This is a genomic window from Rouxiella sp. T17 (genome assembly GCF_036663475.1).
Classification (GTDB): Bacteria; Pseudomonadota; Gammaproteobacteria; order Enterobacterales; family Enterobacteriaceae; genus Rouxiella.
Window position 1 is genome coordinate 100,835 of sequence record NZ_JAWUEA010000011.1, and the last position, 26,141, is coordinate 126,975.

Annotated in this window: 20 protein-coding genes; 14 read left to right on the forward strand and 6 right to left on the reverse strand. The window is 51.1% G+C overall.

The genetic code is table 11. The features are described from left to right. The first annotated feature begins 1,247 nt into the window (after nucleotides 1-1,247). From SC206_RS03665 to SC206_RS03690, 6 genes are all read left to right on the forward strand, one after another. Nucleotides 1,248-2,009 (forward strand): endonuclease/exonuclease/phosphatase family protein, encoded by a 762-nt coding sequence (locus SC206_RS03665; RefSeq protein ID WP_332734280.1) that lies wholly within the window; start codon nucleotides 1,248-1,250, stop codon nucleotides 2,007-2,009. Then, entirely contained in the window at nucleotides 2,006-3,253 is a 1,248-nt protein-coding gene (gene clsB / locus SC206_RS03670) for a cardiolipin synthase ClsB (RefSeq protein ID WP_332734282.1), read from the forward strand. Before SC206_RS03665 ends, clsB begins: the two co-directional genes overlap by 4 nt. After that, a complete protein-coding gene (locus SC206_RS03675; RefSeq protein ID WP_332734284.1) occupies nucleotides 3,253-4,215 on the forward strand; it encodes a lysylphosphatidylglycerol synthase domain-containing protein in 963 nt (320 codons plus the stop codon). The genes clsB and SC206_RS03675 overlap by 1 nt, the downstream gene beginning before the upstream one ends. A gap of 302 nt (nucleotides 4,216-4,517) precedes the next feature. Then, complete coding sequence (gene lldR, locus SC206_RS03680; RefSeq protein ID WP_332734286.1) at nucleotides 4,518-5,273, forward strand: transcriptional regulator LldR; 756 nt, start codon at nucleotides 4,518-4,520, stop codon at nucleotides 5,271-5,273. A gap of 58 nt (nucleotides 5,274-5,331) precedes the next feature. After that, nucleotides 5,332-6,489: an FMN-dependent L-lactate dehydrogenase LldD gene (gene lldD, locus SC206_RS03685; RefSeq protein ID WP_332734288.1), complete on the forward strand. Its 1,158-nt coding sequence runs from the start codon at nucleotides 5,332-5,334 to the stop codon at nucleotides 6,487-6,489. A gap of 152 nt (nucleotides 6,490-6,641) precedes the next feature. Further along, nucleotides 6,642-7,955, forward strand: coding sequence for an NAD(P)/FAD-dependent oxidoreductase (locus SC206_RS03690; RefSeq protein ID WP_332734290.1), 1,314 nt, complete (start codon nucleotides 6,642-6,644; stop codon nucleotides 7,953-7,955). 148 nt (nucleotides 7,956-8,103) lie between these two features. Here the strand turns inward: SC206_RS03690 and SC206_RS03695 are convergent, their stop codons facing one another. Genes SC206_RS03695 through SC206_RS03705 form a run of 3 tightly spaced genes read right to left on the reverse strand, consistent with a single transcriptional unit; the run spans nucleotide 8,104 to nucleotide 10,777 of the window. Continuing rightward, nucleotides 8,104-8,763, reverse strand: coding sequence for a methionine ABC transporter permease (locus SC206_RS03695; protein WP_332734292.1), 660 nt, complete (start codon nucleotides 8,761-8,763; stop codon nucleotides 8,104-8,106). Then, a complete protein-coding gene (locus SC206_RS03700; protein WP_332734294.1) occupies nucleotides 8,744-9,910 on the reverse strand; it encodes a methionine ABC transporter ATP-binding protein in 1,167 nt (388 codons plus the stop codon). The genes SC206_RS03695 and SC206_RS03700 overlap by 20 nt, the downstream gene beginning before the upstream one ends. A gap of 27 nt (nucleotides 9,911-9,937) precedes the next feature. Further along, complete coding sequence (locus SC206_RS03705; RefSeq protein ID WP_332734297.1) at nucleotides 9,938-10,777, reverse strand: MetQ/NlpA family ABC transporter substrate-binding protein; 840 nt, start codon at nucleotides 10,775-10,777, stop codon at nucleotides 9,938-9,940. 412 nt (nucleotides 10,778-11,189) lie between these two features. Between SC206_RS03705 and yncE the strand changes: the two genes are divergently transcribed. The 3 genes from yncE (at nucleotide 11,190) to yghX (ending at nucleotide 15,859) form a co-directional block, all read left to right on the forward strand. Continuing rightward, the gene (yncE, locus tag SC206_RS03710; RefSeq protein ID WP_332734299.1) at nucleotides 11,190-12,251 is read left to right on the forward strand and encodes a 7-bladed beta-propeller protein YncE; all 1,062 of its coding nucleotides are present in this window, start codon (nucleotides 11,190-11,192) and stop codon (nucleotides 12,249-12,251) included. A 365-nt stretch (nucleotides 12,252-12,616) separates the two neighbouring features. Continuing rightward, complete coding sequence (locus tag SC206_RS03715; protein WP_332734421.1) at nucleotides 12,617-14,776, forward strand: TonB-dependent siderophore receptor; 2,160 nt, start codon at nucleotides 12,617-12,619, stop codon at nucleotides 14,774-14,776. A gap of 195 nt (nucleotides 14,777-14,971) precedes the next feature. Further along, nucleotides 14,972-15,859: a YghX family hydrolase gene (yghX, locus tag SC206_RS03720; protein WP_332734300.1), complete on the forward strand. Its 888-nt coding sequence runs from the start codon at nucleotides 14,972-14,974 to the stop codon at nucleotides 15,857-15,859. Between the two features lie 115 nt (nucleotides 15,860-15,974). On the opposite strand, the gene SC206_RS03725 is transcribed toward yghX, so the two are convergent. Further along, nucleotides 15,975-16,550 carry a C40 family peptidase gene (locus SC206_RS03725; protein ID WP_332734302.1) on the reverse strand — a complete coding sequence of 192 codons (576 nt, stop codon included), beginning with the start codon at nucleotides 16,548-16,550 and terminating at the stop codon, nucleotides 15,975-15,977. Nucleotides 16,551-16,924: 374 nt separating this feature from the next. On the opposite strand from SC206_RS03725, the gene SC206_RS03730 reads away from it, so the two are divergent. Then, nucleotides 16,925-18,085 carry a lactonase family protein gene (locus SC206_RS03730; protein ID WP_332734304.1) on the forward strand — a complete coding sequence of 387 codons (1,161 nt, stop codon included), beginning with the start codon at nucleotides 16,925-16,927 and terminating at the stop codon, nucleotides 18,083-18,085. A gap of 138 nt (nucleotides 18,086-18,223) precedes the next feature. On the opposite strand, the gene SC206_RS03735 is transcribed toward SC206_RS03730, so the two are convergent. Continuing rightward, a complete protein-coding gene (locus tag SC206_RS03735) occupies nucleotides 18,224-18,460 on the reverse strand; it encodes a DUF2171 domain-containing protein (protein WP_332734306.1) in 237 nt (78 codons plus the stop codon). Between the two features lie 116 nt (nucleotides 18,461-18,576). Further along, nucleotides 18,577-19,479, reverse strand: a complete 903-nt coding sequence (locus SC206_RS03740; protein ID WP_332734308.1) for a MurR/RpiR family transcriptional regulator — start codon at nucleotides 19,477-19,479, stop codon at nucleotides 18,577-18,579. A 180-nt stretch (nucleotides 19,480-19,659) separates the two neighbouring features. On the opposite strand from SC206_RS03740, the gene SC206_RS03745 reads away from it, so the two are divergent. From SC206_RS03745 to SC206_RS03760, 4 genes are all read left to right on the forward strand, one after another. Further along, entirely contained in the window at nucleotides 19,660-21,801 is a 2,142-nt protein-coding gene (locus SC206_RS03745; protein ID WP_332734310.1) for a TonB-dependent siderophore receptor, read from the forward strand. A 217-nt stretch (nucleotides 21,802-22,018) separates the two neighbouring features. Continuing rightward, a complete protein-coding gene (locus SC206_RS03750; protein WP_332734312.1) occupies nucleotides 22,019-23,107 on the forward strand; it encodes an ABC transporter substrate-binding protein in 1,089 nt (362 codons plus the stop codon). A gap of 77 nt (nucleotides 23,108-23,184) precedes the next feature. Beyond that, nucleotides 23,185-24,954, forward strand: a complete 1,770-nt coding sequence (locus tag SC206_RS03755; protein ID WP_332734314.1) for an ABC transporter permease — start codon at nucleotides 23,185-23,187, stop codon at nucleotides 24,952-24,954. Next, the gene (locus SC206_RS03760) at nucleotides 24,947-26,017 is read left to right on the forward strand and encodes an ABC transporter ATP-binding protein (RefSeq protein ID WP_332734317.1); all 1,071 of its coding nucleotides are present in this window, start codon (nucleotides 24,947-24,949) and stop codon (nucleotides 26,015-26,017) included. Before SC206_RS03755 ends, SC206_RS03760 begins: the two co-directional genes overlap by 8 nt. Nucleotides 26,018-26,141: the final 124 nt, after the last annotated feature.

Genomic DNA, 26,141 nt, shown 5'->3' on the forward strand with positions numbered 1-26,141 from the left:
TGGTTTTTCAGCCAGAGGGTAATGAGGACCTGTGGTTTAATAAATGGATTGAGCGATGATAATTAAATAAAATTAAAATTTTTAAGCACTAGAAAAGAAGTGAGATACAATAGACTGGCCCGCGGTGTTAACCACGGGCCGAGATGGTAAATAAAAATCTTTAAATAATGCTAATTAGCGATTTTTTATGTCTATTCTCTTCGCCTTTTTACCAGCTCCTAACGCTTTTTCATGATCTTCCGCGAAATCAAATAGCAAACAGCAAACAATTTACTTAACCTTTTTTACGGATTAAGTTTAAATAAACTTTAATTAATGCACTTTATTTAAATTTTCTTTACTTAATTATACTTTATAGTGATTCAAATCACATTGTATAAAAATGCTGACACACCAAAGCAGAATAAGTCACAGGGAAACAATGGGTTATTAAGTTCGTTATTATTAAATAATTGCAGTGAATAATAATGATCTCTACATGTTCTATAGTTTCCAGAATTAGACAAGGAGAAACGTGATGAAAATATTATCCAAGACAATACATTTCAGTGAGCAGAATAGAACGGTGCGGTACGAAATCTATACGAACGACGCTCATCCACCACATTATGCCGATTCGATAATTGTGTATGAAGAAGCCGAACTCAATGGATTGAAGATTTGGCATAACAACGGGGCGATAGTGTCTCTCGATCACTTAGGCTTTAATTCCGACAGCTATGCTTCGGGGAGACTCTACCATTCCAGAGCGGGGCGTCATATCTCTTCTGCCGAGAGTGAGTGTCGAAGCCATTGGGAAAAAAATTATCGATAATTAAGAAGAGGTGAATACGGCGAGAGGGGTTGGCGTGAGAATAGACCTTATTTTCAATAGACTACTTGAAAAAATTTATTCATCAATAATCTATAAGGTCTCTTTCGGCCAAGTATGAGGTGGCACGTTGAGATGCACACTTATGATCCCCAGACACTGTTATTACTCTACTTCGTATTACCGATATGGCTTGTCGCTGGCTTTGCCGACTGGATCTGTCATCGAGCCACTAATATCCAAGAAACGTTAATAGCTATTTTGCTTTTGGAAGTGCTGCTCTATTTTGAAGAATATTTGAGTAATAAAAGAGCCCGAAGAAAAGCCTAACCCACGGCTTTTAGCAAGCGCCATAGATTCATTGTAACCGCACCTCTTTTCGTGACAGAAACTATACTTTATTTTCATCAAGATAGTGACACTGGCAGGAGAAGGAATGATTCAACAAAACCGGCAGTTTTCGTTAAAGGTACTAACGATTAATACGCATAAGGGCTTCAATGCGTCTAATAAACGCTTCATTTTACCCGAGTTGCGCGACGCGGTACGCACCGTCAGCGCTGATATTGTCTGCCTGCAAGAAGTGATGGGCGCGCATAAAGTTCATCCGTTACATGTGGAAAACTGGCCGGACCAAACCCATTACGAGTTTCTTGCTGATACCATGTGGAGCGATTTCGCCTACGGTCGCAACGCGGTCTACCCTGAAGGTCATCACGGCAATGCCGTGCTATCTCGTTATCCTATTGAATATTATGAGAATCGTGACGTGTCGGTTGCAGGTAGCGAGAATCGTGGCCTGCTGTACTGCCGTATCGTGCCCCCCCACCTTGATTATCCTATCCATGTAATTTGCGTACATCTGGGCCTGCGAGAAGCGCACCGTCAGGCACAGCTCAACATACTGGCCGAATGGGTTAACGCTTTTCCGGAGGGAGAACCGGTGCTGGTCGCAGGCGATTTCAACGACTGGCGGCAGAAGGCCAACCACCCACTTAAAGCGCAGGCGGGCCTTGACGAGATTTTTACCCGCGCGAAGGGACGCCCGGCGCGCACTTTCCCGGTCAGTTTTCCACTCCTGCGTCTCGACAGAATCTATGTGAAAAATGCCAATGCCAGCGCGCCCTCAGCGCTGCCGCTGCGTAACTGGCGTCATCTGTCGGATCATGCCCCGTTGAGCGCGGAGATCCACCTATGAAACCCACATGGCGAGAAGGCAATCGTGTCCAGCTTCTAGAAAATGGCGACGAATATTATCCGGCTGTATTTAAGGCTATAGATAACGCGCAGCGTAAGGTGATTCTCGAAACCTTTATCTGGTTTGAAGATAAAGTGGGTCGCCAGCTGCATGCCGTGATTCTGCGCGCCGCTCAGCGGGGTGTCGATGTTGAAATGCTGCTTGACGGGTATGGAACGCCTGATTTGAGCGATAATTTCGTCAGTGAACTGACGTCGGCAGGCGTGGTGTTCCGCTATTACGACCCGCGTCCGCGGTTGTTGGGTATGCGAACCAATCTATTCCGACGTATGCACCGTAAAATTGTCGTCGTCGACAATATGGTGGCGTTTGTCGGCGGGATTAATTTCTCCGCCGAGCATATGTCCGACTACGGTCCAGAGTCCAAGCAAGACTACGCCGTGCGGGTAGAAGGCCCGGTTGTGGAAGACATATTACAATTTGAGCTGCAAAACCTGCCCGATCACGCGCAAACCCGCCTATGGTGGCAGCAACGTCGCCGCTATCATCCGGCCGAAAATCGCCAGCCCGGCGAGGCGCAGGCGCTGTTTGTCTGGCGCGATAACGACGATCATAGGGATGATATCGAGCGCCACTATCTGAAAATGCTTGCCAACGCGAAGCGCGAAGTGATTATCGCCAACGCCTATTTCTTTCCGGGTTACCGTCTGCTGCATGCCATGCGCAATGCGGCCCGACGCGGAGTACAGGTGAAGCTTATCGTGCAGGGTGAGCCAGATATGCCGATTGTAAAAGTCGGTGCGGAGCTGCTGTACAACTATCTGCTGAAGGGCGGAGTTCAGGTGTATGAATATCGTCGGCGCCCACTACACGGCAAGGTCGCGCTGATGGACACTCACTGGGCCACCGTCGGCTCCAGCAATCTCGACCCACTAAGCTTGTCGCTTAACCTTGAAGCCAATCTCATTATCCATGACCGTACGTTTAACCAAACGCTGCGTGAGAACCTTAACGGTATTATCGACAAAGATTGCCTGTGTGTAGATGAAACCATGGCCCCGAAACGCACCTGGTGGAATCTGGCGAAAAACGTGGTCGTGTTCCACTTCCTGCGTAAATTTCCGGCAATGGTCGGCTGGCTGCCGGCACACACGCCAAGGCTTGCTCAAGTAAAGCCGCCCGTACAGCCCGAAATTGAAACGCAAGATCGGGTAACGTCAGAAAATTCGGAGGTGAAACCATAATGTCTACATCGCATCTGAGGTGGCGTCTGGCGAAAAAAATCCTCACGTGGATTTTCTTTATTGCCGTGGCCGTGCTGCTGGTGGTTTATGCCCGCACGGTCAATTGGGACGACGTATGGAAGGTCATTCGTAATTACAACAGCACGTCTTTGCTGATATCTGTGGCGCTGGTGATTATCAGCTATCTGCTATACGGCTGTTACGATCTGCTCGCACGCGCTTATTGCGGACACAAACTCGCGGCCCGCCAAGTGATGCTGGTATCATTTATCTGCTACGCCTTTAACCTCACGCTTAGCACCTGGGTGGGCGGCATTGGCATGCGTTATCGGCTTTACTCCCGCCTGGGTCTACCCAACAGCACAATCACGCGCATTTTCTCACTGAGCATTACAACCAACTGGCTTGGTTATATTTTGCTGGGCGGAATTATCTTCACCTCCGGCGTGGTGGAATTGCCTTCGCACTGGTACATCGACAACGGCACATTGCGCATTGTCGGCATCGTGCTGCTGGCGATGGTGGCAGTTTACGTCTGGTTCTGCGCCTTTGCCAAGCGCCGCCATATAAAAGTTAAAGGGCAAAAGCTTGTGCTGCCGTCGTTTAAATTCGCGCTGATGCAGATGGTCATTTCCAGCGCCAACTGGATGGCAATGGGGGCGATTATCTGGCTGCTGCTGGGTCGGGATGTTAACTATTTCTTTGTACTGGGCGTGCTGTTAGTCAGCAGTATTGCCGGGGTAATTGTGCATATTCCCGCGGGGATCGGCGTGCTGGAAGCGGTGTTTATCGCGCTGCTGGCGGGAGAACATACTTCTCAGGGTACGATTATCGCCGCGCTGCTGGCCTATCGCCTGCTCTACTACTTTCTGCCGCTGATGCTGGCGCTGGTGTGCTATTTGCTGCTGGAGAGTCGGGCAAAGAAATTGCGGGCGAAGAACGAGAAGGCAATGGCGAAATAAGTCTTTAGAAAATCATTTAATGACGTAGATATACTCGCCAACACTTCTCTTATTTATCCGATTCTATCTGAATCACATATTACAGCAGTGGAAGCCTTTAAATTACGATTCGCTTGCCCTTTCAAACTAAAATTGGTCCTACCAATCAACTTAATATTTTGACCCGGCTCGCAAAACGATTTTGTGGCTGGGTCTCTGGCTTGCCAATAAGTCACATTTCATTAACTATTCTCCCTATCAACGCATTTATGCCGTATTTGGTCGGACCAAAAACTTACTAGGTTCGTCTCAGGGAGTCGTTAATGGCACCGCTTTATGCCCCCGTCGCCGACAGCCTAATCGGCAGATTGAAAGTGTTTATCGACCAGCGCCAGCTTGAAGCTGGCATGCGTCTCCCTGCCGAACGTCAGTTGGCGCAGGAGCTCGGTGTTTCGCGATCTTCGTTGCGTGAAGCCATTCAAAAGTTGATTAGCGCGGGTCTGCTGGTCAGTAAACGCGGCGGTGGGACTTTTATGCGCGAGCAGACAGCGCCGTGGGCTGAAACACAGCTGGTCGCCCCGCTGCGTGAACTGGTGATCGACGATCCGAATTATCGTTACGATATTCTTGAGGCGCGCCATTCTATTGAAGGCAGCACGGCGTGGTACGCAGCTTTGCGGGCCACACAGTCGGATAAAGATCAGCTGCAATACGCCTTCGACGCCACAATGATGCTAAACGAAAGTGAAAATCCTGACCTCGCCGCGCAGGCCGACGTGCGTTTTCATTTGGCTATCGCTTCAGCCTCCCACAACGTGGTTTTGCTGCAAACGATGCGTGGCTTTTTCGAACTGATGCAAACTTCGATAATGCAAAGCCGTCAGCGGATGTACAGCCAGCAGGCGATTTTCTCCCGTTTGAACGATCAACATCGCAGTCTGCTTCAGGCCATTCTCGACGGTGACGCCGAACGGGCGCGACAGGCGGCCATGGAACACATCGGTTTTGTGCACTCGACCATCAAAACGCTTCATGAAGATGAGGAACGGCAGGCGCGTATTGGACGCCTTCCCGGATAATCCCTTTCCATATCAGACAATGTCACCTTCACATCTCGCACAACAGGGAAATTAGACGATGATTATTTCGGCTTCCAGCGACTATCGCGCCTCCGCGCAGCGAATTCTGCCGCCTTTTTTATTCCATTATATCGACGGCGGTTCTTACACGGAAACGACGCTTAGACGTAACGTTGAAGATTTGTCGCAGATTGCGCTGCGTCAGCGGGTGTTGAAAAACATGTCCGAGCTAAGTCTTGAGACAAAATTGTTTAACGAAACGCTTTCCATGCCGGTGGCGCTGGCTCCTGTCGGACTGTGCGGCATGTACGCACGACGCGGTGAGGTGCAGGCGGCGCGGGCGGCGGCGAAAAAAGGCATTCCGTTTACCCTGTCGACGGTTTCCGTTTGCCCGATTGAAGAGGTCGCGCCCGCTATTAATCGGCCAATGTGGTTTCAGCTTTACGTGTTGAAAGATAGAGGATTTATGCGCAACGCGCTGGAGCGCGCCAAGGCCGCTGGATGCTCGACGCTGGTGTTTACGGTCGATATGCCGACGCCGGGCGCGCGTTATCGCGACGCGCATTCTGGCATGAGCGGGCCAAATGCCGCGATGCGCCGCTATCTGCAATCCGTCACGCATCCGCAGTGGGCGTGGGACGTCGGGCTCAACGGGCGGCCACATGATCTCGGCAATATTTCAACCTATCTGGGCAAACCCACCGGACTTGAAGACTATATTGGCTGGCTGGCGAATAATTTCGACCCGTCGATTTCGTGGAAAGATCTCGAATGGATTAGAGAATTTTGGGACGGCCCGATGGTTATTAAAGGAATTTTGGACGAGGAAGATGCCCGCGACGCCGTGCGTTTTGGTGCCGACGGCATTGTGGTTTCTAATCATGGCGGTCGACAGCTCGACGGCGTGCCTTCCACTGCTCGTGCCCTCCCCGCCATTGCCGACGCGGTCAAAGGCGATATTGCGATTCTGGCCGACAGCGGCATCCGCAACGGGCTAGACGTGGTGCGAATGATAGCGCTCGGCGCAGATACCGTGCTCCTTGGCCGCGCTTTCCTCTATGCTCTGGCGACGCATGGCCAACGCGGAGTCGAAGATTTATTGACGTTAATAGAGAAAGAGATGAAAGTCGCCATGACCCTGACGGGCGCCAAAAACATCAGCCAAATCACCCCGGAATTACTGGTCCGCGGCGGATTGACGGAGTTGGCGGGATAACAAAAGAGATGCCTAATCATTTTAGCGGATTGGGCATGATCAATAATTAATAGACGAACTCAGTTGCGATACCCTACTATCTTCCGCCTTTAAACCGCCTTTAATTTCATTCGAAAATGGCGTTGGCAGCAGGCGAAAGTGACACTACATAAATGAAAATTGAGCATCTTCCTTTAGATCAAAATATCAACGGATGGGCAGCGATTAAGGCGGAGACGCCGCGCTATCCTTCTTTGCGCGGCAACGTGACTGCCGACTGGCTGGTGATTGGCGCGGGTTATGCCGGTTTGGCGTTTGCGCGGCGTATTGCCGAACTACGCCCGCACGAAAAGGTGGTGGTGCTCGACGCCATCAATATTGCCGACAACGCTTCCGCGCGAAACTCTGGCTTTGTGATTGATTTACCCCACACCGTCGGCAGCTCTTCCTCTGAACTGGCGCAGGCCAATACTTATCGTCGGCTGCTGCAATACGGCGTGAAGCATCTTAAAGAGACCGTTGATAATCATCAAATAGATTGCGATTGGTTAAATTCAGGCAAATATCACTGCGCGGTCAGTCCGCAATTTGATGGCGAAATCGATCATTATCAGCAGGAGCTCACCACGCTGGGCGAAAGTCATCAGCTGCTGGAACAGGCCGAGTTAACACAACGTTTGGGCACAGATTTTTATCGCCGCGCGGTCTATACGCCGAACTGTATTCTGGTGAATCCGGCGGCGCTGGTGGGCGGATTGGCCGCCACGCTGCCGGAAAATGTCACCGTTTATGCCAACTCACCCGCACTACAGATTGATACTCAAAACGGTATTTACGCCCAGACGCCGCACGGCGAAATTCGCGCCCGCAAGCTGATGCTGGCGATCAACGGGGCGAGCCGTGGACTCCCTTTGTATAAAGGTAGCGTGTTTGCAATGTCGACCTTTGCGACTCTGACCGAGCCACTTTCGCTGCGCCAACGCGAGCGGCTCGGCAATATCGCGCCGTGGGGGCTTACGCCGGTCAACGCGCTGGCCGGTGCGACGCTGCGCTATACCCACGACCATCGATTCTTGATCCGCGAACATGTGAATTTCGCGCCAAAATTAGTCACTAATGCCGTCGAAACCGGCAAACATGCGCGTCGTCATCAGGCGCTGTTTGCTCGTCTTTATCCGCAGTTAACTGACCTTGATATGGCCTACAGCTGGTCTGGGCTGATTAGCATTACCCGTAACGGCGCGCCGGTGTGGGGCACGCTGGCACCTAATGTTTATTCGGCTGCGGGCTGCAATGGTTCAGGAATTTCCAAGCAAAGCGCGTTCGGTCGCCTGCTGGCAGAACACGCGCTAGGTGAGGATAACCCGCTGCTGGCCGATATGCAGACGGTCGGTCGGGCCAATTATCTGCCGCCGCGTCCGTTTTTAGACTTGGGCGTAAAGAGCTTTATAGCTCGAGAACGCTGGCGTTCAAAAAGGGAGCTTTAACTCAGGCTATCAATCGAAAGCGAAAGCGAACTTGAAAGTGTACTTGTAAGTGAACTTGTTAATGGTAAAAGCCGGTCGTTTATCGCGACCGGCTTTTGCCATTTCAGAAGTGAGCGGAATATCTTGGGTCGTTACAAGTTCGAAAAGGCTAAACGCGGCGTTTATCGACTTTTGCGACGATGCGATCGCCGATCCACTGGATCCCGCAGACCATCACTATCAATACGATAATCACTTCGACCATCACCGCGGTTTCGAATCGCTGGTATCCGTAGCGGATTGCAAGGTCACCCAAGCCGCCTGCGCCAATCGCGCCCGCCATCGCCGAGGCACCAATTAAGGCCACCAGCGTCACAACGAATCCGGAAAGAATGCCGGGCAGCGCTTCGGGGATCAGCACGTCCCAAACGATGCGCAGCTTGCTGGCACCCATCGCGCGCACGGCGTCGATTAATCCGCGGTCAACGTCACGCAGCGAAACCTCGGCGACCCGCGCGAAATAAGGCGTGGCGGTAATCGACAATGGCACCATCGCTGCCCATGTCCCGAGGGAGGTGCCAACCAAAAAACGCGTCACGGGGATAAGCGCCACCAGCAAAATGATAAACGGCAGTGAACGAAAACCGTTAATCACCAAGCCAAGCGAGCGATTGATCCAATGATTTTCGGCGATGCCGCCGGGCGCGGTCATCACCAGAATCAGGCCCAGCGGCAGGCCCGCAACCAGTGAAAACAGGCCGGAAACCGCCGTCATCAACAGCGTTTCTTCAATGGCATTAATAAGCAAATCAAGCATGACCGGTGACATAACCTATCAACTCCACATGTGCCTGCTGCTGTTGCAGCCAGTGTAAAATATTTTGCTCGGACTCGGCATTCGCCACCGGCACGGAAAAGAAGAATCGCACCACGGCGTAATGCTGAATGTGGTCGACGCCGCCCTGAATCAGGCGAAACTGTCCGGCCAGCTCGGCGGCCATCAGAGTAAGAATTTCGCCCTGCCTCGCCTGTCCTACGTCATCCTGCGCGGCATAATGCACGCTATAAATCGCCTCGCCCGCACGATGTTGAGAAAGCTTTTCGGCTAACGCCTCTGGCAGCTGCGGCAATAAACCGCTCAACAATGTTCGGGTCAACGCAGACTGTGGATGCGCGAATACTTGCCACACCGGCCCTTCTTCAATAATCTCGCCCCCGTTTAATACGGCAACGCGATGGGCCACCTTTTTGATCACTTCCATCTCGTGGGTAATGAGCAGCACGGTAATGCCGAGTTTCTGATTAAGCGACTGCAAGAGTGCCAAAATAGAACGGGTCGTTTCCGGATCCAGCGCGGAGGTCGCTTCGTCACATAACAGCAGCGCCGGATTGGCCGCCAGCGCGCGGGCTATGCCAACCCGCTGCTTTTGACCCCCCGACAACGCGGCCGGATACTGCGCGGCTTTATCTTCCAACCCGACCAGCGCCAACAGCTCGGCGACCCGCGCTTTGCGCTGCGCTTTATCGTAACCGGCAATCTTTAACGGCAGCGCGACATTCTGCTCCACGGTTTTCGCCGACAGCAGATTAAAGTGCTGAAACACCATGCCCACGCGGCTGCGCACCGATTGCAGCTGTTTTTCGCTGAGACCGGTAATGGGATTGCCTTCAATTTCGATAATCCCGTCGTCCGGCCTTTCCAGCCCGTTCAAACAGCGGATTAGCGTCGATTTACCCGCCCCGCTGCGGCCGATAATGCCCACGATTTCGCCACGTTTTACCGTTAACGACACATCTTTTAGCGCCTGCGTGGTGCCAAAACGGCGGTTAACGTGGTGTAAACGCACCACCTCTTCAGATTCTGCCGACGCGGCGCCAACGGCGTGTTCTGCCTGATTCCGCGTAGCTGGCAGAGGGTGTTTATCTCGCGCTGAGTTGGCGGTGAAATGCGCCTCGGTCTCAGAGATTACAGTCATTTTTTTTCCTTACCCGGCGACAGGCGATTACCAGGTGGTCACACCCGTACCTTTATAGACTTTGTTGAATTCGGTTTTTACTGCGTCGTTTTGATAGGCGCTGACCAACGTTTTCACCCACGTCGCGTTAACGTTTTCTTTCTTCACGGCAATAAAGTTGGTGTAGGGATTGCCCTTGGTCGGCTCCTGCGCGATGCGGTCGACCACGGTCAGGCCACTTTTCAACGCCCAATCGGTGTTAACCACGGCGGCGTCCAGGTCTGGAACGGAACGGCCAATAATGCCGGAATCCAGCTCTTTAATTTTAAGATGACGCGGGTTATCCGTGATGTCGGCGGTGGTGGCCGCAATCCCAACGCCCGGTTTGAGTTTTAACAAACCTTGCTGCTCAAGTAACACCAAAGCGCGCGCTTCGTTTGAAGGATCGTTTGGTACGCCAATAACCGCGCCGTCTTTAAATTCTTTGGCCGTTTTTACTTTTTTGGAATAAAGGCCGATCGGCCACACGGCGGTATCGCCAACGCGTACGATGTCGTAGTGATTGACCTTAATCTGGTTATTAAGGAAAGGCTGATGCTGGAAGGCGTTGGCGTCGACCTCGTTTTCCTGCAACGCTTCGTTTGGCTGGTTGTAATCATTAAACACTACGGTTTTGACCGTTAAGCCTTTCACAGCCGCCTGTTTGATGACTTCGCGCCAAACGTCTTCATCTTCGCCACTCATGATCCCGACTTTAATAGAGGTTTTATCGGCCGCGTAGGCTGCCGAAAGCGGGGCTATAGCGCCAGCGATGAATACTGCCGAAGTCGTGGCCAGCAGAAAGGCGCGATTTAATTTATTTTTAGTCAGGTTGAGCAGAGAGCGCATGAATAAATCCTCAAAAGATTAACGGGCTAAGTTTCTGGCTGCCGATGATAAGGGGATCTAGGCGGCAATTTTGGCAGTATACTCATCCACTTATATCTTAATAATAATATTTGAAGAACCGTTATATTTATTTGGAATATCATTCGTAATCCCTTGGCGTGGCGAGAGATTTATGGAGCGTTGCGATAAACGAGGGAAAATAGGCCGATTTTAGAAACAATTTCTAACATTTACTCACGCAATGAATGATAATGCTTTTCATTCACGGCAGATAATGATAATTATTATCCCCGAAAAAACGCCCCTCTTTACCTGACCGATATTCCAGGCGCCGATTCGGCACGCTCGGAGAAAAGTAAGGCAGGAAGGAAAACCTTACTACTTTGCGAAGAATTATTTTATGGAGAACAAAATGTCATTACGTTTTGCACCAGCGAAAGCAGGCTTCACCTCAGCATTGTTGCTGACCTCCCTTTTCTTCTCTGCTTCGACACTGGCAGAAAGCCACGTGTCGATGGAAAGAAAAGCCGTCGGCAAAGGCGTTTACGAGTTGGCGTACAGCGCGGACCAGAAAGCGCTGTTCGTGGCCTCTTCACAGGGTCGCGCGGAAAAAACCGGCATGCTTTATCGTTTGGATCCGACCAGCCTTGCCGTGAATAAGGCGATTACCACTAACCTCAAGCCTTTTGGCGTCGCAATTAACCACAAGACTGATACCGTTTTTCTGGGTAACACCACCAACAGCGCCGTAACCTCGGTTGATGCGAAAACCAATCAGGTGAAAAAAGAGCTGGTGCTGGATAGCCGTCCGCGCACTGAAAAAGAGCGCCCATTGGCACCGCGCGAGCTGGTAGTTAATGAAGAAACCAACAACGTTTACATTGGCGGTTTAGGTAAAGAGAGCGTGATTTGGGTGGTTAACGGTGAAAACCTGACGCTGACTCACACTATCGAAGGCGTCGGTAAAATGGCGACCGGCCTGGCTATCGATGCGAAAGCGTCCCGTCTTTACATCACCAACGGTGATAACGAATTCGTGACTGTAGATACCAAGACCAACAAAGTGTTATCGAAAGTGAAAATCGATAACGAAGGCGAGCACTTCTATCTGAATATGAGCCTGGACACTGCCAAGCATCGCGCATTCGTTACCGATTCGAAAGCCGACGACCTGCTGGTTCTGGATACTCAAAACGGCAAAGTGTTGCAGAAAATCGCCCTGCCAGCCTCTTTGGCGGTGCTGTTCAACCCAGCGCGCAACGAAGTCTACGTGACTCATCGCAACGCGGGTAAAGTCAGCATCATCAATGCCGACAGCTATAAAGTGCTGGAAACTCTGGATATGCCAACGCATCCGCAGAGCCTCGCGCTGGCAGACGATGGCCAGACGCTGTTTGTTTCCGTTAAACAGGAATCAAGCCGTCAGAAAGAAGCCACCGATCCTGATGAAGTGGTACGCGTTACCTTTAAATAAAGCGTAACCTTTCCCGCCTGCGGTGAGTCAGCGCCCGGGCGGGGAAACTTATTTTCAATGTTTTATGTAGTAAACAGTTTTATGCTGTAAACGGTTTTATGCTGTGAACGGTTTTATTAAGTAACATTTTTATCCTATAAACATTTTCATCTCCTTTTAATCGGGGGAGAGTACGCCACATATTGTGGGCCAGAATCAATTAATAAGGCCTGACAATAAAAATAATAATTATGACATCCTAAAAATATTTCTATTTTATATCGGACAATTTAATGAATACCTCAACAATTTTTGAAAGTAAGGCTTTTAAACAAAAAGCTTATAAAGAAAAGGCCTATAAAAAAACGGCGCTCGCGCTGATATTAATGGGCTTTGTAGGCGGCACCAGCGCCGCTTCTGTTAATGAAGAGAAAGAGCGCGAGAATGACAGCGAAGATACGCTGATTATTCGCGAAACCGCCGAGCAGGAATTAAAACAGCAGGCCGGTGTATCTATTATTAATTCTGAAGATTTAAAACGTACGCCACCCGTCAACGATTTATCAGACATTATCCGTAAGATGCCGGGCGTTAATCTGACCGGCAATACCGCTTCCGGTAGCCGCGGCAATAATCGCCAAATAGACATTCGCGGCATGGGGCCGGAAAATACCTTAATTCTGATCGACGGTAATCCGGTTAAATCCCGTGATAGCGTGCGATACAGCTGGCGTGGCGAGCGCGATACGCGCGGTGATACCAACTGGGTGCCACCAGAAATGGTTGAACGTATTGAAGTTATTCGCGGCCCGGCGGCGGCGCACTACGGGTCCGGCGCGGCGGGCGGCGTGGTGAATATCATCACTAAACGTCCTACCAATAAATGGGGCGGCTCGTTGTCATTATTTACCAATCAGCCAGAGAGCGATAAAGAAGGTGCCACCAAGCGCGCCAACTTTAGTCTCAGCGGCCCATTGAGTAATGACGACAGCCTGACTATGCGTCTTTACGGCAATATTAATAAGACCGATGCCGACAGCTGGGATATTAATAGCGCCCAAAATGGTTCACAGGCAGCAGGTCGCGAAGGGGTGCGTAATCGCGATATTAATAGCGTCGTGTCGTGGAAAATGACGCCGAATCAAATAATAGATTTTGAATTTGGTTACAGCCGTCAGGGTAATATTTACACCGGCGACACGCAGTACAGCAGCAGCAGTAATACCACGCAAGATCTGGCGCAGTCCGGCGCGGAAACCAACCGGCTTTACCGCCAGAATTATGGCCTGACCCACAACGGTATTTGGGATTGGGGCCAGTCTAAACTGACTTTCTCCTACGAGAAAACCAATAATACCCGTCTCGATGAAGGCATGGCCGGCAGTGGCGAAGGCCGAATTACCGATGCGCAAACTTATTCCACCAGCCGATTAGAGAATTATCGCGGCAACGGCGAGCTCTATATTCCGTTTGAATTTTACACGGATAACACGCTGACCGTCGGCACCGAATGGACCCGTGAAGAGCTAAACGATCCGGCGTCGATGGGCTTTAGCTCCTCTTCCGACACCACCGTCGGAGGCGTTTCGGCCAACGGCGCAGGCCGCAGCAGCAAAAACAGTGCTAGCCTCGGCGCGCTGTACCTTGAAGACAACATGGATTTCGCGGGCGGCGCAACCAAGCTTATTCCGGGTATTCGCTTTGATCATCACAGTCAGTTTGGCAATAACTTCAGCCCAAGCCTGAACCTCCAGCAGGACCTCGGCGATAAATTCAAGCTGAAAGCCGGTATTGCACGCGTGTTTAAAGCGCCGAATCTCTATCAATCCAGCGGCGGCTATTTGATGCAAACGCGCGGCAACGGCTGCCCGACCTCAATTGCCACAGGCAGTTGTTATCTGCTGGGCAACGACGACCTTGATGCTGAAGTCAGCATCAACAAAGAGGTCGGCATTCAGTTCAGCGACAACGGCTATAACGCAGGCTTAACCTATTTTCGTAACGATTATCGAAACAAAATCGTTGCAGGCGATGACCTGATTTCCAAAACGGCGTCGGGTGCCAACGTGCTGCAATGGGAAAATGGCGGCAAAGCCCTGCTCGACGGTCTTGAAGCCAACCTGCAAGTGCCGGTGCTGGAAGACGTGCTGAACTGGAATACCAACGCGACCTACATGTTTCGTTCGAAACAGAAATCGACGGGCAATCCGCTGTCGATTATTCCGAAATACACCATTAATACGGCGCTCGACTGGCAGGTCAACGACAAGCTGGCGCTCAATGCCAACCTGACGACGTATGGCCGTCAAAAACCGCGTACTCAGGTTGAAAGTCGTACCGAAGCGAATAGCGGGCTTTCTGCCAACCAGATTGGCGGTTACTCGATTGTCGGCATCGGCGGAAACTACAGCATCAACAAAAATCTGCGCGTGAATGCGGGTATCACCAACCTGCTCGACAAAAATCTGTATCGCGCAAACGACGGCGCATCAACCTATAACGAACCGGGCCGCGCCTACTACGCGGGCGTGACCACATCGTTTTAATTGTTTGTAAATCAATCATCCTGCTTTCTGAAAGCGCGTGATAGGGTAATTGGGCCCGTTCGAAGAAATTCGGGCGGGCTTTTCTGATTCTGTGGTCAATAAAACGCCTCAATCGACGACGTAACGGAGGCCAGCGGCTATATTTTTAGCTGCACGCTTTGTCGATTCGTTCTCTTTCCAACCTTGGGAGTTGCCATGACACGTCTAACAGCCAAAGATTTCCCCCCCGAACTGCTTGAACTCTATGACTATTATGCCCACGGCAAAATTACCAAACGCGAGTTTCTGTCGATGGCGGCGCGCTACACCATCGGTGGCATGGCGGGTTTGACGCTGCTCAATTACATGAGCCCCAATTACGCGCTGGCGCAGCAGGTGGAATTTACCGATCCTTCGATTCTGCCCGAATATATTCACTACGAATCGCCGCAGGGCAATGGCGAAGTTAGGGCCTATATGGTGAAACCGGCCAATGCATCCGCAAAAACACCAGCTGTCGTCGTGGTGCACGAAAATCGCGGGCTGAACCCGTATATAGAAGACGTGGCCCGTCGCGTCGCCAAGGCTGGTTTTATCGCGCTGGCACCCGATGGCCTAAGTTCGGTAGGCGGCTATCCGGGCAATGACGAAAAGGGCAAAGAGTTGCAGGCGCAGGTCGATCCGACCAAATTAATGAATGATTTTTTTGCTGGCATCGATTTTATGATGCACCACCAGCAAACCACCGGAAAAGTCGGCATTACCGGTTTTTGTTATGGCGGCGGCGTGGCAAACGCAGCGGCCGTGGCGTTTCCGGAATTAGCCGCCGCTGTGCCATTTTATGGCCGCCAGCCGAAAGCCGAAGATGTGCCGCGTATTAACGCGCCCCTTCTGCTGCATTACGCCGAATTAGATAAAGGCATTACCGACGGTTGGCCCGCTTACGAAAAGGCGTTGAAAGCCTCGGGCAAAGTTTATCAAGGCTACGTGTATAAAGGCGCCAACCACGGATTCCACAATGATTCCACGCCGCGTTACGATAAAGCCGACGCCGAATTAGCCTGGGATCGCACCATCAAATGGTTTAAGCAGTATCTTGTTTGAGAGCCACGTTAATTTTAGTCGTATCGGGTTTGTGAAGGCGCAAAAAAAGGCTCTTATGAGCCTTTTCTATTTATGTATTTTCTATTTATTCTGTCATTTACTCAGCACGCTGAGATCAGTTATTCGCCAGATCCATTTTCGGCTTCGACGAATTAAAGGTGATTTGCGCGCCCTGCTCTTTCTGCAATCTGCGCGCTTCGAGATAGACAGATTTCCAGTAAGGATTATTCAGCGATGAACGCATCACGCCTTTACTGACCGAGGCGTGCAGGAATTGCTGATTGGTGTCGTAAAAGCCGACGTGCAGACTGTTTTTAATGCGGAAAAAGACTAAATCGCCGGGCTGAAGATGTCCGGCAGCCACCGGTTGACCCATGGTAATAAGCTGCGTGGTAGTCACGCGATCCATCGGAATATTAAAGCGGTCTTTGAGCGTGCGCCAGACAAAACCTGAACAGTCTACGCCGGATAATTTCGTGCCGCCCCAATGATAAGGCGTGCCTTGCCAGGAATACATTTGGTCATGAAGCGCTGCCACCACCGAAATCAAATCGGGGTTAGGATTGGCAGAATCGCCGGCATCCGCAGAGTCCATATTCGAGTCAGCATTATGGGCAGATTTTGACGAGCATCCTGCCAATACCAGCAACGACACGAACAAAATACTTTTCAGGAGATCTCTCGGCTTCATTAAATAAACCAGGCAATTAAAACAGTTGGGTGAGAATTTATAACCTATATATTGACGTGGCAGAATAGGCTAGGGTTCATCTTACTTTAAATTACATAAGTTTACACTAACTGACTTAAAGACAAGTCTACTAGAAGGCACTAAATCGAAAAATTCTCTTTAAATTATAGGCTTATCTTTAGGAAATGACCTATATTACCTGTAACGCGATTATGTATTTAAGCCCTTAATCGGCGGCTCCGCGTTAGCATTACGATAAGAAAAATGGTACTTAACAATATCTGTGGGGTTTTAAAATGAATATAGTTTTCAAGCGCAACCTGTTAATTCAGGCACTCAAAGTATCCACCCTTTCCCTTATTTTAGGTACCACTATGTCTTATGCGGAAGCGAGAACTTATACGGAAGAAAGTCTTCCATTAACATCAGCGCCTCAAGACCTCCCTGCGCAAACGTTTTTAGTCGGGTCGTGGACAGGTCAAACCACGGGTAAATTAGTGCAGAAAGCTATCTATCCAAGTCAGGGAATTTATCGCCTGCGTTTAAATAGCGATGGCACGCTGCTGCCTCTCGACGTGCTGAAAATATCCAGCCCTTCATGGATAGTTTTTAGCCACGATTATAAATTTGCCTATACCACCAATGAAAACGAAAAGGGTTCGGTGACGTCCCTGCAGGTTTCGCCAGAGGGCAAACTTAAGACGCTGAATGAAGTCGACAGTCACGGGCAGCATCCTACTCACGCCTCCATCACGGCCGACGGTAAATATCTGCTGGCGGCCAACTATTCGGTAGGCCCTAATCAGGCGGGATTTAGTGTCTTCCCTATTCAGGCCGATGGCAGCCTAGGAAATTTATTACAGCACGTGCCTTTAATTAAGGGCTCGCACGCCGTTGCGGACAGACAGGCCAGCGGCCATGCCCACTCGGTTAATATCAGCCCAGACGGTAAACTGTTATTTGTGGCTGATTTAGGCGCTGACGTTGTTCACGCCTATCATTATCAATCTGCCGAGCAACCTCCCTTTATAGCGGCGCCACAGTTTGACCTTCATTTCAAGCCGGGTGAAGGCCCACGCCATATGACGTTCTCCAAAGATGGCAAGTTTGCTTATGTCAGCACGGAAATGTCGGCGAAAGTACACGTATTCGCGATAGAACAAGACAAGCTATCCGAAATTCAAACGTTGGATTTAACGCCAAGCGCTAAAGCAGAAGATAAAGCTGGTGCGGGAATTCTATTTAGCCCAGACGGCAAGTTTTTATACGTGGGTAATCGCGGAGAGGTAAACCAAATTGCGGTCTTTAAAGCGGATGCGACGAGCGGCAAATTAAGCTCGGCCAATACTTTCTCGGCGGGCGGTATTGAGCCTCGTGCTTTTGCCTTTGATAAAACCGGGCAGTATTTGCTGATTGCCAACGTCTATTCAAATAATATCGTCGAGTTACGTCGTGACGCTGATACCGGTGCGCTAACGCCAACGGGCGTCACGGTGCAAATTGGCACCCCAACCGATATTAAGTTTTTACCGTAATCTCTAATTATTGAATTAACCGGCTTAATAAATGGTTATCAAAGAGTCATTAAGCCTATTGGGAATGAGCCATAACAAAAAAGCCTGCTCACGCAGGCTTCTGGCACTGTTTAAGGATTCACTCTCAAACTTTATCTCTTAAACAGACTGCCACTCTTTTTCAACATCAGACTTGGATTTCGACAACACAACTTTGTTGTCATCTACGTCTTTTACCCAACTAATCGGGATCAGGTGGTGCTTGCCGCCTGCTTCTGGGTCACTTTTTGCCAGCTTGATTTTGTCTTCGCCATCTAGGTGATCGACGATCCCTACATGTTCGCCGTTAACGTCAACAACCTGAGCGTGATCCAGAATTTTGCTTGTATCGACCATACATCCTCCTTTGTTAAAGTTATTTAAGGCTAGTAGAGGGTGGCGATTTTTTCCAAAGTCTCTAGAAAACTAAGATAATCCTTAGGCGCCTAACGGGATCACATTTAGATGCGGCGCTATTTTTTTCGGGTGCCGGGCTTGAGCCCTTTATGAAGTTCCTGCATGCGTTTCATTGAACGCATTGTCCGCTGCGACGAGAGCGAAGCGACCGAAAACACCAGCATTTCAAGGCAGATAAGCACGGTGCCATGTAATGGAACGCGACCGTTTTCACCGCCGCGCGGCACGTTAATGACGACTTCAGCCTCTTTGGCAAACTGCGAATCCACGGCATTAGTCAATAAAATCAGCGGAATACCCAGCCGTTTAGCTTCGCGCAGCGTCGTCATTCCTTCACGATGCGCCGACTTCTGCGCCATCATAATCAGCACGTCGCCTCGTTTTAATGCCAGTAGCTGTTCCGCTAGACCGATTCCAACCCGATTTAATGAGACGGCGGGCAGGCCGATACGATTGAATAATCGCACGCTATAATCGGCAAGAATGCCGGAGGCGTTAATGCCGAATACCGCCACATTTCGCGCCTCGTTTAAGAGTGAAACCGCCTGCGAAAGCGCAATTCTGTTGGCGGCGGACGATAACGCATCGCACGCCTGTCGATGCCCTTCAAGCACAAAATCGATGCTTGATTGCGTATCATGAGTCAGCTCATCGACCGTAGTGTGCATTTTTTCGGTGGAGTTCATGACGGGCTCAAACCAGCGGGCGAGCGTAGTTTTCAGGTCGCGCAGGCCGGTAAATCCGAGAGCCTGTACGGCGCGGACCACGGTAGCGTCGGAGGTATTCACTGCGGCGGCAATTTCCAGCGCGGTATTTTCAAGGATCCCTTCCCTATTTTCGTTTATGTAGCGTAAAACCGACTGTAAGCGCGGCGAAAGCTGATGCCCTCGCGCGCGTAATCGTTCGCCAAAAACGTCACTACGTTGACTGGTTTTTAAGACAGAGGCTGCTGTTTTCATTGTTTTTTATCTCTTAACATCCGTCCTGCGCATCAAAGTCAGGGATGTTCTTTTGTAGTGAATTGCCAATATTACTACAACATTTACTACTACATCACCATATGTTTGAATGATTATCAATTGCGATAAAGAGCGTTTATTTTCGCCGCCGTTTTTCTTCCTCAGGGTCAGTGATTCAAAATGAAAAAAAGCATCAAGGAATACAATTCCAGCCGGTATTCCGTTACCCCTTGCTCGTTGAAAGTTAAAGCGGCGCTCTGTGGCGGCCTTTTCCTTTCCTCTACTGCCGTTTATGCCGCTGAAAACAGCAACACCATTACTGTCACGGCCGACGATCAGCTCGACAATGCCTACAGCAGCCCGGTGACCTCGGTTGCCAGCAAGACGCCAACTTCGCGCCTGAATGAAGCGCAATCTGTCTCCGTAGTGACCGAAAAACAGCTTAACGACTACCAAATTACCAGCCTGAGTGACGCGATGCGCTTTGTGAGCGGCGCGGCGGAAACTAATACACTGGGCGGCACGGAAGATGGCATTGTGCGTCGCGGTTTTGGTACCAACTCCGATGGTTCGATTTTTCGTGACGGCATTCGCAGCAGCCAGGGACTGAATCTTGACGCCACGGCAGAGCGCGTTGACGTCCTCAAAGGCTCCGCCTCGCTGCTTTACGGCATCCTTAATCCGGGCGGCATGATCAACATCGTCAGTAAAAAACCGCAGTACGATTGGCACACTATTGTCGGCGGCCACTACAACAGCACCGGCGGCGGCGCAGGCTCAATCGACGTCACAGGCCCATTAGGCAATGGTTTCGCCTTTCGACTGATTGCCGAAAAGCAGGATCAGGATTACTGGCGCGGATTTGGCAGTCAAAAACACAATCTGATCGCCCCTTCCTTACAGTGGTATGGCGAAAAAGCCAGCTTTTATGTGAGCTACGAGAGCTATCAGTATGATATTCCTTACGATCGCGGCACGGCGTTTATCAACGGCAAACCGGTTTCTATCGGCTATAAAACGCGTCTTGATGACTATACCAACCACGCGTGGGGCCGTAATCAGACCTTTAATTCGCATTGGGATTATCAGCTCAGCGATGTCTGGAGCACGCGCCTGACCTTCGGCATGAACCAGCGTCAGTACAATAATAATGAAGTTCGCGTCACGGCGATCAACGCCACTACCGGCGCGGTGACTCGTCGAGCCGATGCCAATCGCGGCTTTAATCACAAAACCAAATACGTTTCTTGGGATGTTACGGGCACGCCTGAACTCTTTGGCATGACCCACAATCTGGTGCTGGGCACGGATTATGAGATGATCCAGACCTATCGCGCGCACGCCTACACGGGTACAACCAACAGCGTTTACACGTTGGACAACCCCGTTTATGGCATGACGCCGGTCACCGACAGCAGCACGGAAAAAACGTCGACCAGCAATTTACTTAATCGTCTTCACAGCCGCTCTTTGTACGCCAAAGACAGCATTGACCTGACTTCAAAATGGACCGCCGTGGCCGGTGCGCGCTATCAGCATTATGAGCAGCGCCAGTCGCAGGGGTTTAATCCCGTCGTTGAAACGTACAGCGATGAGGGCAACAAATTCCTGCCGCAAACCGGCCTTATCTACAAGCTGACGCCGGATATTTCCCTTTACGGCAGCCTGAGTAAATCCTTTACGCCGTCTACCGATGTTGATGATAACGGCAACGTGGGCAAGCCTGAGCAGGGCACGACCTATGAAATCGGTGGCAAATGGCAGATGACGCCGGCGGTATTTGCCTCCGTGGCGCTCTATCGGATCGATGAAAGAAATGTGTCGTTATCGTTGAATGGCTCAACTTATGCCGTCAATAAAGCCCGTTCGACAGGCGCAGAATTTGAAATCAACGGCGAGATCTTGCCGAGCTGGAATCTCAGCGCCAACTACAGCTACGATCAGGCCAAGATCGTCGACGATCAAAACAACGCGGCGAATAATGGTCATCGACTGCAAAACGCGCCGCGCAATTCGGGTGCCGTCTATCTCAGCCATACACTCGACTGGCATCTCTTGCCGGGTAATTTCCACGTTGGCGGCGGCGCGCGTTATATGGGTTCGCGCGCGGGTGACCCGGATAATAGCTTCAGCCTGCCGGATTATGTGGTGGCCGACAGCTTTATCGGCTGGGACAACACGCTGTGGGGTGAAAAAACGCATCTTCAACTGAACGTTAATAACCTGTTTAACAAGCACTATTACACGTCAAGCGGGGGTAATTTGCGGGTTGAAGAAGGTGAAACGCGTAACGCCGTGCTGAGTGCCAGCGTCGAGTTTTAGTGATCCAGCACTAAGCCATCGATAAACGTAGAGCATTAAGGAAGGGTTGGCGCCCTTCCTTTTGTTATTTATAGCCGCCGCGTTACACGCTGATTGCCGTAGAATTATCGTCCAGCCTCACAAAACGGGAAGATATCCCGCCCTCGCCATTGCGCCCAAGTCCACATCGCCTATATGTTAATTTATATTTCCAATATGTAAACAAGGGTAAATATAAATGTTAAATAAATTCAAAGTTTCTTTGGTTACGTTGACGGTGCTTTTCTCAGTTTCGGCCTGGGCGGATTTTCCGCAAGGGTATCCGGCCGATTATCAAAAAACGGTAGATGGCGCGAAAAAAGAAGGCAAGGTCGTCATCTATTCCACCACGGATACCAAAGCCGCTGGTCCGCTGATTCAGGGCTTTGAGGCGACCTATCCGGGCGTGAAAGTTGAATATAACGATATGAACAGTACCGAATTGTACAACCGTTATATCAGCGAACAGGCGGCGGGCGGCACCAGCGGCGACGTGGTGTGGAGTTCGTCGATGGACACGGCGCTAAAACTGGCGACCGACTACGCCGAAGAGTACGCCTCGCCGGAACAAAAACAGCTGCCAAAATGGGCGGTATGGAAAAATAAAGCCTATGGCACAACCTATGAGCCGGTGGTATTTATTTATAACAAACGTTTAATCCCAGCGGGTGATGTGCCCGATTCACACGTTGCGCTGGCCAAGCTTATCGCCAGCCAAACCGACAAATTCAAACGCAAAGTGACGACCTATGATATTGAAAAATCAGGGTTAGGTTTTATGCTGTCGGTGCAGGATTTCAAAGCGGATCCGGATTACTTCAAAAAGCTCGCCGACATTGCTAAAGGCGGCCTGACGGTGCAGTCCTCGACGGGCACCATGATGGAACGCGTTTCCTCCGGTGAAAACCTGATTGGTTTCAACATACTAGGTTCCTACGCCGAAGCGCGTGCCAAAACTGACCCGACGCTCGGCATCTCTTATCCGAAAGACTATACGCTGGTGCTCTCCCGCGTGAGTTTTATCAGTAAAGAGACCGCCAACAGCAACGCCGCCAAGCTGTGGCTTGACTACGTGCTGTCGGAAAAAGGCCAGAGTATCTTGGCAAATCAGGCCGATATTCCTTCGATTCGCAACGATATCGAAGGCAAAAATGATATCGACGGCATGACCAAAATGCTGGGCAACGCGCTTAAACCGATTCCGGTCGATGAAACGCTGCTGGAATATTTGCAGCAGAAAAAGCGTCTGGATTACATCAAACAGTGGCGCGAAGCGTCGGCAAAATAGCCCTCTTACTTCCCTTCTTCCAATCACGGGGGAAGGGACTTAACGCGTTGTCTTGCTTGAGAATATAGGGACTGTTTATGAGTGGTTTGCTGAGAAAATGGCAAAGTCTGCCGCGCAGCGTGGTGGTGATTATCACGGCACTGGTCATTTATGTGCCGCTCTCCTTTATTATCATTCAGAGTTTCCTTTCTGCCCCGTTCTTCTCGCCCTCCAAAGTCATCAGTCTGGAAGCGTTCGAATTCATCTTCACCGATCCAGACTTTTATAAAGCGTTGAAAAGCGGATTTATTCTCGCCTTTGGGTTGGTGGTGATCGCCATTCCGCTCGGCGGGATCCTGGCCTTTTTAATGGTCAGAACCGATTTACCCGGCCGACGTTTTATTGAACCGCTGATTCTGGTGCCCATTTTTGTTTCGCCGATGGTGCTGGGCTTCGGTTATGTGGTCGCGGCAGGGCCGGTCGGCTTCTTCTCGCTGTGGGCCGAGTCGCTGTTTGGCTTTGTGCCGTGGAATATCTATTCGATGGCGAGCATCGTGGTGATTGCCGGGTTAACTCACGTGCCGCACGCTTATTTGTATATCTCCTCGGCGCTGCGCAGTGTTGGGTCCGACGTGGAGGAAGCCGCGCGAACGGCGGGCGCTTCGCCGCTACAGGTAATGACCGCCGTCTCACTGCCGATGGTGCGGCCGTCTATTTTGTATGCCTGCGTGCTGCTGTTCTTCCTAGGGCTGGAAGTGTTCGGCTTGATGCTGGTGCTTGGCGATCCCGAAGGCAATCTGGTGCTCGCCACCTATCTTTATCAGTTAACCAACAAGCTCGGCACGCCGTCTTATCATCTGATGGCAGCAGTTGCGGTAGTGTTGATTTGTATCACTATTCCGTTGGTGATGCTGCAACGCCGGTTGATGCGCACCGCCAACCGTTTTGTCACTATGAAAGGCAAAGCCTCACAGGCGCGCGCTCTGCCTCTCGGAAAATGGCGCTGGGTAGCCGGTGCGGTGGTGGTATTTTGGCTGACGATCACTATCGGCGTGCCGCTGGTCGGCGTGGTGCTGCGGGCGTTTATTTCTAACTGGGGCGTGGGCGTTTCGCTGTGGGATGAGCTTTCTCTTAATACGTTCCGCACCATTTGGCAGCAGCCAAACCTGCTACGCGCTATCGTTAACTCGATGGCGATTGGCGTGATTGGCGGCGCGCTGGCGGTAGTCTGCTATCTGTTTATCGGCATCGCCATGCACCGCAAACCCGATGGCGCGACGCGTTTTCTTGACTACAGCGTGCTCGTCCCGCGCGCGGTACCGGGACTGTTGGCGGGTCTGGCGTTTCTCTGGGTGTTCCTGTTTCTGCCGATGTGGCTCGACCGCTCGCTTAAAGATGGCTGGCTCGCCGCCTTGCCGATAGCCGATTGGCTGCGCGAACATTTCATCGTCTGGCTTCGCTCACTGCGCAGCACGATTTTCTCCGTTTGGCTGGCTTACACGGTAGTGTGGATGGCTTACGGGCTGCGGCTGATCTCTTCGACGCTGCTTCAGGTAGCGCCAGAATTGGAGGAAGCGGCGCGCAGCACGGGCGCCACGCGCGGGCAGATTACGCGTCATGTCACGATCCCGCTTTCCCGTTACGGGCTGATTGGTTCCTGGCTGCTGATGTTCCTGATTTTCGAACGTGAATACTCGACGGGTGTTTATTTGCTCTCGCCCGGCACGGAAACGATCGGTTCGATGCTGGTTTCTCTTTGGGCCGCGGGCGCGATAGACATTGTCGCCGCCCTCTCCTTTATCAATATTCTGCTGGTGGTGCTCGGTTTGGGGATTGCCCTGCGTTTTGGAGTCAAATTACATGATTGAACTGACGGTAGAAGATTTGCATTTAACTTATGGCGACAATCCGGTGCTGAAAGGCGTCTCGATGGAGTTACGGCGCGGCGAAGTGGTTTCATTGCTCGGGCCTTCCGGGAGTGGAAAAACCACGCTGCTGCGCGCCGTCGCGGGGCTGGAGAAACCTACGCAGGGCAAAATTGTGATTGGCAAGAATACGGTTTATGCCGGAACCTCTCGTAGCGAAATTCCGGCCGAGGAGCGAAATCTCGGGCTGGTGTTTCAGTCTTACGCATTGTGGCCGCATAAAACGGTATTTGAAAACGTCGCCTATCCGTTAAAACTGCGCAAAACCTCAGCTACAGAAGTGAAGGAACGCGTGCAAAGCGTGCTCGATCAACTCGGGCTGGGGCATCTTGGCAATCGGCATCCGCATCAGCTTTCGGGTGGACAACAGCAGCGCGTAGCAATTGGCCGCGCGCTGGTTTACAACCCGCCGGTGATTTTGCTCGATGAGCCGCTGTCGAATCTCGATGCCAAACTGCGCGAAGAGGCGCGAGTTTTCCTGCGCGAACTGATTATCAAACTTGGACTGTCGGCGCTGATGGTAACTCACGATCAAAATGAGGCGATGGCGATTTCCGACCGTATCCTGCTGCTTAATAACGGTAAAATCGAGCAAGAAGGCACGCCGCAGGAGATGTACGGTTCGCCGTCGACCCTATTCACCGCCGAATTTATGGGCAGCAATAACCGTCTGCACGGCAAAGTTACCGAAGTGCGCGACGGAATGGCGAGAATTGAGGGCAAAGATTGGGCGTTGTTGGGCAAAGCCGGACAAGGTTTGCAGGCTGGAACAGAGGGAACCGCCGTGATCCGCGTCGAGCGGGTGCGCTTGACCGACAGAGAGGAAGATAATCAGTTACAGCTGGCGTTATTAACCAGCATGTATCTCGGCGACCGCTGGGAATATCTGTTCCGCACGCAGGCCGATGACTTTGTTATTCGCGCTTACGGATCTGACGTCAGGGAGTCGGCAACCTGCCGTCTCACACTGCCGGCCAATGACGTGTGGATATTTCCAAAGGCCTGATTTTGGAGAATAAATAGTTTTACCGAGTAAACTATCAGGCAATAAAAATGAAGCCCTTACTGTTAATGCAGCATAGGGCTTCTTTTTTAGAGATATAACAGAGGAGATTTAGCCAATTCTTTTA

Excerpts from the sequence above, each read along its gene's own strand:
- SC206_RS03665 (WP_332734280.1), top strand. The coding sequence starts at position 1,248 with ATGATTCAACAAAACCGGCAGTTTTCGTTAAAGGTACTAACGATTAAT.
- clsB (WP_332734282.1), top strand. The coding sequence starts at position 2,006 with ATGAAACCCACATGGCGAGAAGGCAATCGTGTCCAGCTTCTAGAAAAT.
- SC206_RS03675 (WP_332734284.1), top strand. The coding sequence starts at position 3,253 with ATGTCTACATCGCATCTGAGGTGGCGTCTGGCGAAAAAAATCCTCACG.
- lldR (WP_332734286.1), top strand. The coding sequence starts at position 4,518 with ATGGCACCGCTTTATGCCCCCGTCGCCGACAGCCTAATCGGCAGATTG.
- lldD (WP_332734288.1), top strand. The coding sequence starts at position 5,332 with ATGATTATTTCGGCTTCCAGCGACTATCGCGCCTCCGCGCAGCGAATT.
- SC206_RS03690 (WP_332734290.1), top strand. The coding sequence starts at position 6,642 with ATGAAAATTGAGCATCTTCCTTTAGATCAAAATATCAACGGATGGGCA.
- SC206_RS03695 (WP_332734292.1), bottom strand. The coding sequence starts at position 8,763 with ATGTCACCGGTCATGCTTGATTTGCTTATTAATGCCATTGAAGAAACG.
- SC206_RS03700 (WP_332734294.1), bottom strand. The coding sequence starts at position 9,910 with ATGACTGTAATCTCTGAGACCGAGGCGCATTTCACCGCCAACTCAGCG.
- SC206_RS03705 (WP_332734297.1), bottom strand. The coding sequence starts at position 10,777 with ATGCGCTCTCTGCTCAACCTGACTAAAAATAAATTAAATCGCGCCTTT.
- yncE (WP_332734299.1), top strand. The coding sequence starts at position 11,190 with ATGTCATTACGTTTTGCACCAGCGAAAGCAGGCTTCACCTCAGCATTG.
- SC206_RS03715 (WP_332734421.1), top strand. The coding sequence starts at position 12,617 with ATGGGCTTTGTAGGCGGCACCAGCGCCGCTTCTGTTAATGAAGAGAAA.
- yghX (WP_332734300.1), top strand. The coding sequence starts at position 14,972 with ATGACACGTCTAACAGCCAAAGATTTCCCCCCCGAACTGCTTGAACTC.
- SC206_RS03725 (WP_332734302.1), bottom strand. The coding sequence starts at position 16,550 with ATGAAGCCGAGAGATCTCCTGAAAAGTATTTTGTTCGTGTCGTTGCTG.
- SC206_RS03730 (WP_332734304.1), top strand. The coding sequence starts at position 16,925 with ATGTCTTATGCGGAAGCGAGAACTTATACGGAAGAAAGTCTTCCATTA.
- SC206_RS03735 (WP_332734306.1), bottom strand. The coding sequence starts at position 18,460 with ATGGTCGATACAAGCAAAATTCTGGATCACGCTCAGGTTGTTGACGTT.
- SC206_RS03740 (WP_332734308.1), bottom strand. The coding sequence starts at position 19,479 with ATGAAAACAGCAGCCTCTGTCTTAAAAACCAGTCAACGTAGTGACGTT.
- SC206_RS03745 (WP_332734310.1), top strand. The coding sequence starts at position 19,660 with ATGAAAAAAAGCATCAAGGAATACAATTCCAGCCGGTATTCCGTTACC.
- SC206_RS03750 (WP_332734312.1), top strand. The coding sequence starts at position 22,019 with ATGTTAAATAAATTCAAAGTTTCTTTGGTTACGTTGACGGTGCTTTTC.
- SC206_RS03755 (WP_332734314.1), top strand. The coding sequence starts at position 23,185 with ATGAGTGGTTTGCTGAGAAAATGGCAAAGTCTGCCGCGCAGCGTGGTG.
- SC206_RS03760 (WP_332734317.1), top strand. The coding sequence starts at position 24,947 with ATGATTGAACTGACGGTAGAAGATTTGCATTTAACTTATGGCGACAAT.